Origin of the sequence: Dyadobacter frigoris, assembly GCF_005280585.1 — a bacterium.
GTDB lineage: Bacteria > Bacteroidota > Bacteroidia > Cytophagales > Spirosomataceae > Dyadobacter > Dyadobacter frigoris.
Genome location: NZ_SZVO01000008.1, coordinates 96596 through 107727, shown reverse-complemented (window position 1 = coordinate 107727; position 11132 = coordinate 96596). Strand labels below are relative to the sequence as shown.

The 11132-nt window shown below is 38.3% G+C and carries 8 protein-coding genes; 2 read left to right on the top strand and 6 right to left on the bottom strand.

What is annotated here, in order from left to right; translation table 11 throughout:
* Nucleotides 1-42: 42 nt before the first annotated feature.
* From FDK13_RS17660 to FDK13_RS17640, 5 genes are all read right to left on the bottom strand, one after another.
* The gene (locus tag FDK13_RS17660; RefSeq protein WP_137341338.1) at nucleotides 43-912 is read right to left on the bottom strand and encodes a CE1 family esterase; all 870 of its coding nucleotides are present in this window, start codon (nucleotides 910-912) and stop codon (nucleotides 43-45) included.
* Between the two features lie 57 nt (nucleotides 913-969).
* Entirely contained in the window at nucleotides 970-1878 is a 909-nt protein-coding gene (locus tag FDK13_RS17655) for an RpnC/YadD family protein (RefSeq protein WP_137341337.1), read from the bottom strand.
* Nucleotides 1879-1946: 68 nt separating this feature from the next.
* Entirely contained in the window at nucleotides 1947-2576 is a 630-nt protein-coding gene (locus tag FDK13_RS17650) for a response regulator transcription factor (protein ID WP_137341336.1), read from the bottom strand.
* 10 nt (nucleotides 2577-2586) lie between these two features.
* The gene (locus FDK13_RS17645; RefSeq protein WP_137341335.1) at nucleotides 2587-4854 is read right to left on the bottom strand and encodes a sensor histidine kinase; all 2268 of its coding nucleotides are present in this window, start codon (nucleotides 4852-4854) and stop codon (nucleotides 2587-2589) included.
* A gap of 371 nt (nucleotides 4855-5225) precedes the next feature.
* A complete protein-coding gene (locus FDK13_RS17640) occupies nucleotides 5226-5612 on the bottom strand; it encodes a VOC family protein (protein ID WP_137341334.1) in 387 nt (128 codons plus the stop codon).
* Nucleotides 5613-6245: 633 nt separating this feature from the next.
* Here FDK13_RS17640 and FDK13_RS17635 point away from each other — a divergent pair.
* Together FDK13_RS17635 and FDK13_RS17630 are read left to right on the top strand one after the other, a co-directional pair.
* On the top strand, nucleotides 6246-8021 hold the full coding sequence (locus FDK13_RS17635; RefSeq protein ID WP_229216088.1) for a cytochrome-c peroxidase: 1776 nt from the start codon (nucleotides 6246-6248) through the stop codon (nucleotides 8019-8021).
* Nucleotides 8022-8065: 44 nt separating this feature from the next.
* The gene (locus FDK13_RS17630) at nucleotides 8066-10165 is read left to right on the top strand and encodes a T9SS type A sorting domain-containing protein (RefSeq protein ID WP_137341333.1); all 2100 of its coding nucleotides are present in this window, start codon (nucleotides 8066-8068) and stop codon (nucleotides 10163-10165) included.
* A gap of 56 nt (nucleotides 10166-10221) precedes the next feature.
* On the opposite strand, the gene FDK13_RS17625 is transcribed toward FDK13_RS17630, so the two are convergent.
* Nucleotides 10222-11130, bottom strand: a complete 909-nt coding sequence (locus FDK13_RS17625) for a bestrophin family protein (protein ID WP_137341332.1) — start codon at nucleotides 11128-11130, stop codon at nucleotides 10222-10224.
* Between the last annotated feature and the right edge of the window lie 2 nt (nucleotides 11131-11132).

The window sequence follows — 11132 nt, the reverse complement described above, 5'->3', positions numbered from 1 at the left end:
TATTTTTGTCCGGCGGCATTTCATCGCCGCCGGACAAAAAATTTACTCAATCTGTCTTTTGAAAAATTTCCACGACTCTTCAAAAACATCAATATCTGTCAGCCACTGATGTTTTCCATTGATCACTTTTAACAAAGTAACCTCAGGTTGGCCCTTCTTTTTGTAAGTATATTTTTCAATCGTAATGTCGTTGCTGGTATCTGCATCCTGCACAATCGATTTTACAGGATTTCCTTTGTAACCGTCAAGTGCGGCCCAATACTGAAATGATTGCTCCGTTGCTCTTACTGTGCCCAAAGAAACCCCTGGTATTTTTACTTCTCCGCCGTTGTAAGGATTAGTCTGATCCGCAGTACCGTTGGTGATCATGACTGCAAGCGGCATTTTTGATTCTACACAATCCATATTTTCAGGCGTAGGAAGATTGGCAACAATGGCAGAAATCGCTTTTATTTTCCCAGTCATCGTTAACCCCAGAGAATAAGACATATGTCCACCGCCAGAGAAACCGGTTGCAAAAACATGTTTTTCATTGATTTTAAATTTCTCTTTGAAGTACTTGATCATTCCCGAAAAGAAAGCAACTTCATCAATCTTTTCAACGTTTGCCGCAGCCGTCGATGCTTTGCGGCATTCATTCCAGTAATGTTTGTAACCGGCGGGATAAGCTATAATAAAATTGTCAGCAATTGCTTTTGTTTCCAGCTTCACTGCCTTTTCCACAATATCCTGAGGCTTTCCGCCAGAACCATGCATGGCGAAAACAAGACTTGCACCGGTTTGTGAAGCCTGTGGTTTGTTGTAGTAAAAAACCCGGTAATGTTTGTCGATTAATAAGGAATCAGAAATAAGCTGAGCTTTTAAGAGCGAGCTTTGTAATAAAATAACTGTAATGAGAAGTTTTCTGAGCATTGTGAAGCTGCTTTTTAGAGTTGCTTTTACAGTAAAAAGAGATTATGCTGTAAAAAACTACTTAGCCCCCATTTTTGCTTCTACCTTTTTAACATAACTTTTGGATACGCCGGCAAAACTGGCAATTTCTGATGTTGAGAATCTTTTAGCCAACAAGAGGTTAGTCACAAATTCCAGGCTCTTTCTCTTTTCACCTTCTTCTAATGCTTCCTCACGTGTAAGCATATTAATAGTCTCTATAATTCCCATAGCAGTTTCCTGGCCTGTTAATGATGCGATTTCCTTTTCAAAGTTAAAATTTATTGAGGAATTTTCAATATGCACAAAGGTCTTTAAAAAGAATAAAAAGCGTTTTATTTTTGGATTGTCATACTTTTCCATTTGAATCATTGCCTTGGCAATAGCAAGTCTTTGAAATCCAAGTTCAACCTCTGGTATTTTATTCATTGTCAACGTCTTTTGTGCTGCGAGAACAATAAGTGCAAAAGGATTATCCATTGCAAGTAACTCTTGTTCGCTATGATCCAGAATATGATATACATTATATTCATAGGTGATCCGGGTACCAAGAAATTCCTTATGAAAACGGTTGGGACGTTTCTGATTATGATTGCCGGTAAAAACTGCAAGCGCTACAATATCGACTTCGTAGCGATCGTAGATCCTGTACCAATATTGATGCATCCGCTTGGGAAAATCCTTCGTCCCTTCGCCCTGAATCTCAATATGAACAAGTATCCACTCTTCTTGCCCATTTTTCAGGTACGCTTTAACAAGCATATCAACAAAACGACTTCCCCCTTTCTTTTTGAGCGCGGGAAAAAGTTCGGACAATTCTTTATCCAAAAATTCAAAACCTGAATCAATGTTAAAAATATCATCAGCATCCTTAAAAAAGAAACGAAGCAGGTCTGGAAAGAACTCTTCAAAAGCACTTTTTAACAAAATATCATTCTTCTTTCGCATCAACAAAAGTAGGAACTATAAATATTGTAATTGTATTTTTCTTATTCCAATTTTGAATATTTCAAATATTAAATCAACCCATTTTTCCTGACAAAATTAAGTAGCCCAACAGATGTATAAATATTAAGTTTCCGGCAAATATTCCGGCGGTGCGCATTGATTGTAAATTCACTGATGAAAAGTTTTTCCCCGATTTCCTTACTGGTATATCCCTCCGCAATATTTCTTAAAATTTCGACCTCCCGTTGTGTGATCTGGTATTTTTTCAAAAAGTCGTCCCGGTTATAAACTTCCGAAACTGTATTGGAAGGCACCCCTTTAAACCATTTTGCGCCACCCGCCACAGCGCTTATCGCCTCTTTCAATTCTACGGATGAGCAATTTTTAACGAGATACCCCTCAGCATCCAGTTTTTTAATTTCTCTGAGCAATTCCGGTTGTCCATAGCTTGTAAAAACAATGACCTTTACCTTGATAAATTCCTTTTTAATAATTTTAAGCGTCTCAATACCATCCAGTTGCGGCATATTGAGATCGAGCAAAACAATATCAAAATGCGTTTGACGCAGCCTGGCTATAAGATGCCGGCCGTTACTGGCAGAATCGGCCAATTCTACGATTTCCATTTCCCTGATTACGCCAAGTATGCCATCCACAAGCATGGGATGATCATCCGCAATGATTATTTTGATAGACATAATAAAACGATTAAGCTGGTTGTTCCAAGTATATTTCTATGACAACAAGTGCCCCGCCATCCTGTTTATTGCTGATTTCAATTTTGCCATTCCAGTAAGCAACTCTGGAACGGATGGTACTTAATCCCTGGCCCTCATGTTTGGAAATGGCCCGAAGGCCCGCTCCGTTATCTTCTACAATAATGGTCACCTGCCCGCCATGATCAATCACTTCCAATGAGGCTTTTGTAGCCTGCGCATGTTTAAGAATATTATGAAGCAACTCCTGAATAATTCTGTAAAGGTCATTTAAAAATGCCAGGCTATAATTCCCCGTGTCCTCAAAGCCCAAAACAACAGTTTCCAATACAATTTTGCCGGAAAGATTTATAATTTCCACCGAATCAAAAATCGCTTCACGAAATCCGAATTTTTCAATAACCAATGGATTTAACTGGTGGCTTAAATCCCGGATCGTACTGGAAACGGATGATAAAATTTCCTGTGTTCTGTGTAATTTCTTTTCACCCTGCTCATCATTTCGTCCTTTTTCCAAGGTAGAAGATACTGATAAAGAAGCCAAAGCCAACATGGAACTTACCTCATCATGAAGCTGGTCTGCAATTTTCCTCCTCTCCTTTTCTTCCGCTTCCATAACTCCCTGCATTAAATCAATGTGCCTCTGTTTTTCAATTCTTTCCAGCTCACTTTGCTGCAATTCCTCTTTTTGCCGGTTCCTTATAAGTCTGTTTCTGAGGTATAAAATCAATAAAAGAATGGTTAGACTGGCCAAACCGATTCCTAAACCATAAAATATCCTTTCCCTGTGTATCTGCTTATCACGAAAAATCTTTTCCTCATTAAGACCGTTGATCTGCTTTTCCTTGTCCCTGATCCGAACCTTGGTCATCACTTCCTGAATCGCCCGATATTTGTTAAGATTTGTCAGCGAATCCTTAATTTCATAAAACCCTTCAAGCTCTTTAATATAGGCTGGATAATCTCCTTTTGCTTTCAGGAAATCAGCCCTAAAACGACTGTAATAATAACCTGTCGCTGAATATTTCTGGTTTTTTAATGCAGATTGAAAAATCCTGAAAATCCTGTCCGCTTCATTAAATTTTTTGTTAACTGTCAGAATGTGTGCATAGTATAATTCAAGGGGTAAAACTTGATAGCCGTGAGAATAACTTTCCGTTCCCGCAAACTTTTTATAGTATTTTTCGGCCTGAGCATTATCTCCACGATGCTCCGCCAAAAGTCCCGCCGCCACAAAATAGCTGATATAAGGAATCTGATCTTCGGGAAGATTAAACTGCTTTTTGCTTTTATCCAGAAATTCTGCCGCACTTGTGAAATCTTTTTGAAATGATTTTACAACCGACATTTCAGCATTATAGTAAGCCGCCTTTACACCATTAGGATTGGGTTTTACGGTTGAATCATAAAATAATTCAGCGAATTTTCCAGCCGTGTCAAAGTCGGTCAAGAGCAGATTGAGCTGCATCAGCTGGTAATAAATACTTGCCCCGGCATTTCTGAATGTAAAAGCTGTCCGCTCGTAAAGCTTTAACGGAAAACGGTGCAATGAAGAATCCTGGGCAAGTTCCAGCAGAGATTCAAACTCCTGAACCTGCTTTTGCGGATTGTATTGCAGAAACATATTGGCATAATTGTAACGGGCCGTAAAAAGGGCATTTTTATTTTTCAAACCAGATGCAATGGAAATCGCTTTAGACAAATTTTTGTGCATAAAAGCGGTATCTGCCATATTCGACAGCGCTTTGAAAGTGTAAATAAAGGACAGATTTTCGCGGTCTCCCGAGCGAAGACATTCCTTTTCCCCTAATGTAATGTACTTTTTCAATGAGTCTGGTTTAGTCCATTCTCCGTACAATAACACCGTATTTGCCAGCGCTTCACGGTACATCTGCCCGGTTCCGTAGGCGTTGCTTCTGGCCTTCGCATATAACTTTTCTGCTTCTTCAAAAAAATGCAGCGATTCCTTTGCCTTAGCCCAGCTCATTAAAAGAATATGCGTTTTTCGCTTATCTCCCGTTCTTTGTACGACGGACACATATTCAGCCAGAATCTCATAACTTATAGCAATATTTTTTTTGCCAATATCCTGGATTAAATCGCAGATTTCCCTGAATGACTGCTCGGTAACCGGCTGCGTTTTCATTTTTTTCCATGCCGCACGCCCGGTTTCCGGTGTATAATCCGCAGCAAAAGTACCTTCCGTTTTTAGCGAAAAACAGATTATCCAACTTAAAAGCAAAAAAGAATGAAGCCGCATAACGTTAAAGGTTTTAAGCCTGATCAAACCTTGTTTGAAAATCTTATTTCAATATAATTCCCCGATAGCAAAATCCACTGTAAACCACTGAAAATTAGCAAAGTATAAAGAAACAACATTTGCCTCAAATCTTTTTAAGCATAACAATTTAATGTTGGGAATGGAAATTTTTCAGGACTTACGGTATAGCATTTAAGGGTAATTAAAACAGTCATCCAAATATCGACTTCCATGAACGGATAAGATATACTTAGTTCTAACTACTTTTCAAGTACTAAAAAATAAACCACAACCTCTTTCCATTCCAATGGTCAGAGATTGTGGTTGTCAGGATTACAAAAATGTTGATCTGAAAAGTTACAGGCTGTCGTTTACATAGTTTCCGCGATCACAGATAAAATATTTCCGGCGGGATCCTTAAACCACGCGATTTCCGGACCACCTCCACGGAAAACATTATCCGGATCGGTTTTAAAACCAGGTAAATCATAACTTTCAAATCTAATTCCCAGTGCTTTCAGTTCTTCCACAGCTTTTGTCACATCTTGTACCGGGAAGTTAAGAATCGTAAAAGTTGCCGGTTCATGGTTCGGTTTTTCATACACTACAATATCATGTCCACCCCAAATATGAAGCTGTAAAATCCGCATTTCACTCATTTCCGTTATACCCAGTTTCAAAATATCGCTATAAAACTCCTTGGCATTTTCGAGATTATCTACTGAAAAGCCACTAAACGCCTTTGTGTCTCTGAACATAGTTCTTATCTTTTTATCGATGAATATTAATTATTTCTATCCGGTTTTTAATCGAAATAATCCATTTTAATCAAGAGCAATAATCGGACCTTTGCAAGGGAACAAACACAAAGTTAATTGTTCAATTATCAGTATCAGAGGCGATAAAAGACATTGTAAGGGGGTAATTGCGACAATTAAATTTTCTGTAAATGAGTGATACCAGAGATTTAACACAAGCGAAACTGGCTTTAAGATAATCCTGGCTATCACCTTCGATGCGCATACTTGTGATAATATCGCCAATATATATTTGTAAGCGATTTTTTTGAATAAGAAAAAATAAAATACCTCATAGAATTACGGCCTTAAACTTTTTAAACATTTAGAAAGACGATAAAATCGTAAGATAGATTTTCCGGCCAAATCATCAAAACATTTAAATTGGCGGGACAAAACGTATGAATTCGCAGTGTAGCCCAAATATCTTTTTTTCGATTGCAACTATTTCATTACCAATCACTAAATAATTACCCGTTGTTTTGATTTTCCTGTTTACTTTGTAGATGATAATCCAATATTTTTTCGGTAGGGTGATGTATGGCAAGGGCATTAAAAATATTTTCAGTCTTCGGCTCCCTGGCCTGTATCTTCATGACCGCTTCTTTCCGGGAGAAAAATGATACCTGCATTCCACAAATCTTAACGCAATTCCGGGCCGATTCAAAAACATTTGCAGCCAGTATTTCAACATTGGATTCGGCTTTACACCAAATAAATTCGACAAAACCTCAAACTATTACGAATGCAAAAAAGGCGCTTGTCAGCAGTCGCCTTGCCTACAAACGTATAGAATATTTTCTTGAATATTTTTTTTACACCTCCTCCCGGATTTACAACCGCGCACCAAAAAATGAAATAGAAGAACCTTACCTGGAATATCAGGAGCTGGCCGGACTTCAATATATTGAAACCATGCTTTTTGACAGTATTCCTGAAACACATAAATCCGTCTTTCAGGAACAAACCAAACTTCTCAGCTTGTCCGCTAATGATTTAAATGCATTATTATACAAATTTGGTGGAACCGATAAGCACATTCCGGAAGCTGTCAGAATAGAATTTGTACGTATCATAGCGCTCGGAATTACTGGTTTTGATGCGCCATTGCTGAAATCAGGAATAGAAGAATCTCTATCTGCTTTGGAATCTTCCCGGGAGGTTTTAAATCTGTATCTTGAAAAAAGTAAATCCGACGCATCGAATCTTAGTTTTTATCTAAATCAATCCATTCTATATCTAAAAAAAAATCCTGATTTTGAAACATTTGACCGGCTCGAATTTCTGACAACCTGCCTGTTTCCCTTGCAAAATAATTTTGAAAAATGGATCAAATCAGCAGGATTAGAACCCGATAAAAAAGGAATTTTGAATTCCGAGGCTCAAAATATTTTCAGCGAAAATGCATTAAACGACAAAGCATTTTCTAGTAAAAAACAAAACGTTTCCCAAGCCGAAATTGCACTTGGGAAAAAGCTTTTTTCTGAAACGCTGCTTTCAGGCAATGGTCAGAAAAGCTGCGCTTCCTGCCATAATCCGGACAACTATTTCATGGACGGTTTGCCGAAAAGCATCGGATTTGCCCCCAAAACATTTGTAAAAAGAAATGCTCCTTCAATACTTTATTCAAAATATCAGCATAGTCAGTTTTGGGATGGAAGAGTGAAAAGCCTGGAAAATCAAATTGAAAATGTAATTCGGGATTCTTTGGAAATGAATGGAAAAATTAACGAAATTTTAACAAAACTGAACGCTGAAAAACACTATCAGAAAGCTTTTCAAAAAATATTTTTGAAAAAAAACAAAGACAAAATAACGGAAAAGGAAATATATCGCGTCATAGCTTCTTATGTCGAAACTCTGAATCCTTATAATTCCTCTTTTGATAAATATATGCAGGGAAACAAGGCAGCTTTGACTGAAAATCAGATTTCAGGATTTAATCTTTTTATGGGTAAGGCTCAATGTGCAACCTGCCATTTTGCCCCACTTTTTAACGGACTAATTCCTCCGCTTTATACGCTTACAGAATTTGAAATACTGGGAACAACAAAAACTGATAATCTGGAAAAACCGGAAAACGATCAGGATGAAGGACGTTACCATTTTCGTCCTATCAAATTTTACAAAGGCGCATTCAAAACACCAACAGTCAGAAATTCTGCCAAAACGGCTCCATACATGCATAATGGTGCTTTTAAGTCTCTGGAAACTTTGATGGAATTTTACAATCAGGGAGGTGGAGCTGGCATGGGATTATCGGTTCCTTCGCAAACACTTTCATCAGCAAAATTAAACCTGACCGAAAAGGAGAAAAACGACATTATAGCTTTTTTAAACGCACTGACAGACGATTTGAGTGATATCTAAATTACCAAGACATAAAATTCACATCCCCTGACATTAAATAATTTATGAGAAAAAATATACTTTTTATACTTCTTACATTCCTGGTTTTTCCTGTTTATTCTCAGGTAATCCGTGGCCCATATCTGCAAGCGATGACTTCTATAAGCGTCATAATACGTTGGCGAACAGATGTTGCCACCAATTCGCGGGTACAATTTGGCGGTTCATCCACCACACTAACCCAGAAAGTTGAAGATGAAAAACTGGTTACCGACCATGAAATAAAGATTATGGGTTTGAATCCAGCAGGTAAATATTTTTACTCAATCGGCTCAACTTCTACGATCTATCTGGGTAATGAAAGTACTTTTTTTGAAACCGCTCCCGTTCCTGGCACCATTAAAAAATACCGTTTCGGCGTTTTGGGAGACTGTGGGACCAATTCTGCTTTTCAGGACAATGTGCAGGCTCAACTGTCCTCTTATCTGGGAAATAATTATATGAATGCGTTGATTTTGCTGGGTGACAATGCCTATTCATTGGGAACCGATCCTGAATATCAATCTAATTTTTTCAATCATTATAAAGATACGTTTCTCAAAAAATTCCCGGTTTTCCCGACACCAGGAAATCATGATTACAACAATGACAATCCGGACAGACAAAAAGATCACAAAGTACCATATTATGATATTTTCTCCCCTCCCACAAACGGAGAAGCAGGAGGTTTCCCATCTGGCACAAAAGCTTTTTACTCTTATGATTACGGAAATGTACATTTTCTTTCACTCGACTCTTACGGGCGCGAAGACCAGGAAACCCGGTTATATGATACATTAGGAAAACAAGTGCAGTGGATAAAAGCGGATTTGGCAGCCAATAAAAATAAAGGCTGGGTAGTGGCATACTGGCATCATCCTCCATTTTCCCAAGGTTCCAGAAATTCTGAAACGGAATATGATATGATAAAAATCCGTGAAAATTTCATCCGGATTCTGGAACGCTACGGGGTTGATCTCATACTTTGCGGCCATAGCCATGTCTATGAAAGAACGAGATTAATAAACGGATTTTACGACTATTCAGGAAAGTTTGACAACTCGATTTATAATGTAAGCCAGTCATCCGGGAAGTATGATCTTTCAGATAATTCTTGTCCTTATATTAAAAAATCATCTGTAAATAAAGGAACGGTTTACGTGGTTGCTGGTTCGGGCGGGCAACTGGGGGGGCCAGCTTCGGGTTACCCTCACAAGGCAATGTATTATTCCAACGCTGATCACGGCGGATCAATGATGCTGGAAGTGGAAGGAAACCGGCTGGATGCAAAATGGATTGGTATTGACGGATTGATCCGTGATCAGTTTACGATGGAAAAAGATGTAAATCAGGTTAAAACAATCAATCTCGATGCTGGTAAAAGTGTAAAACTGGATGCTTCATTCATTGGAAAATATGTCTGGAATAACGGTGAAACTTCCAGATCTATCACAGTTTCGCCAACCGTTGACACAGAATACAATGTAAAAGATGCCGAAAATTGCATAAACGATGTTTTCAAAATTAATGTGGCCGCTCCGTTGCCGGTAAAACTTATATCGTTTTCGGCCTCTGCTGACGCGACTAACGTTGTGCAGTTAAAATGGTCTACTGAATTTGAAAACCAGTTCGCTTATTTTCAGGTTGAAAGATCGGGCAATGCAAAAGATTTTTCAGATATAGGGCATGTTAAAGGAAGCGAAAATTCGACACAAACCAAGTCTTATGATTTTTCAGATCCGACAGGAAAAACCATTTTTTCTGCTGATTCTGTTTATTACAGGCTCAAAATGATTGATCTTTCAGGAAAGTATGAATATTCCAGAGTTATTGGCATAAAGCTTAAAGAGATTATCCTGGGAACAGAACCGGATACAACATTCGATATCGAAATTGTCCCGAATCCATCCGTTCAGGAAGATGTTCAGATCCGATTATCCGGACAAGAAAAAGCTTCGGCTCTTATTTCTGTAATTGATATTTCAGGAAAAGTTATACTGAGCAAAACGGTTATGCTGACGAAAGATTTAAGCCACTTTTTGCCAAAAGTAATTTCCAAAGGTGTTTATTTCCTAAAAGCAGTTATCGGTAACAGAACGGTCACGAAAAAATTCGTGATTATTTAAAAACATTTAAAAGTGAGCTAAAAGCTCACTTTTAATTACAAAACCACTTTACATCACTACAAAATATAAAACTTTTCTGGTGCGTAAGCCAAAGGAACGTGCTTGTCGTGCATCATTTGTTTCAGGTCGCGCTCAATGTTTCTTGAAATAGATAAGACTGGTGTATCCGTTGGTTTGTTTTCAAATGGATCCTGCAAATGAATAGCCATTTTCTCAATAAGAAAGAAACAGGCAGTAAGAACGATCAGTACGGGCACCATCAAAAATCCAAATAAATCAACCAATCCGAACGGAAGAAGGATGATGAAAAAATGCAGTGCTATGTGTATATATAGGCTATATGTAGCCGGAAAAACGGTATTTTTAATTCTTTCACATTTTCCCATCGCATCACACAAACGCGTAATTGTGCCGTCAATTTGAATTTGCTGATATGGATTTACCCAACCTTGCTTTAATGCATTATTCAAATCCCGGGCATGCAATTGCATCAATCCAACGTGTTTATTATCGTAACCGCTGAGATAATCCGCTTCTTCTTTTGATATAAAATTCTGTACCGAAGGCATAGGATCATCTTTGCGCAAACCATTTCCCAGGGCATAACACCAGGCAATTTGCCTTTTGATAAAACGGTGTTTAAAAGCTTCAATGTTTTCAGGCTGATAGGGGTCATCGATCAAAAAAAGTACCTGACGTGCCAGTGTCCGCGAGTCATTGACGATAGCGCCCCAGATGATCCGCGCTTCCCACCATCTATCGTAAGCCTGATTGGAACGAAAGGCCAGCAAGAGCGAAATAATTGTACCCAAAACCGTTGGGACGGTCATCGGAATACTGATGTTAGTAATATGAAAATTTTGGTAAATGACTTCGATCGTTAGGCCATAGATAGTCACAAACAGAATTTCATATTTTATTTTCCCGAAAACGTATCCGATAGGAATATTCTTTTTAAGCAGCATAA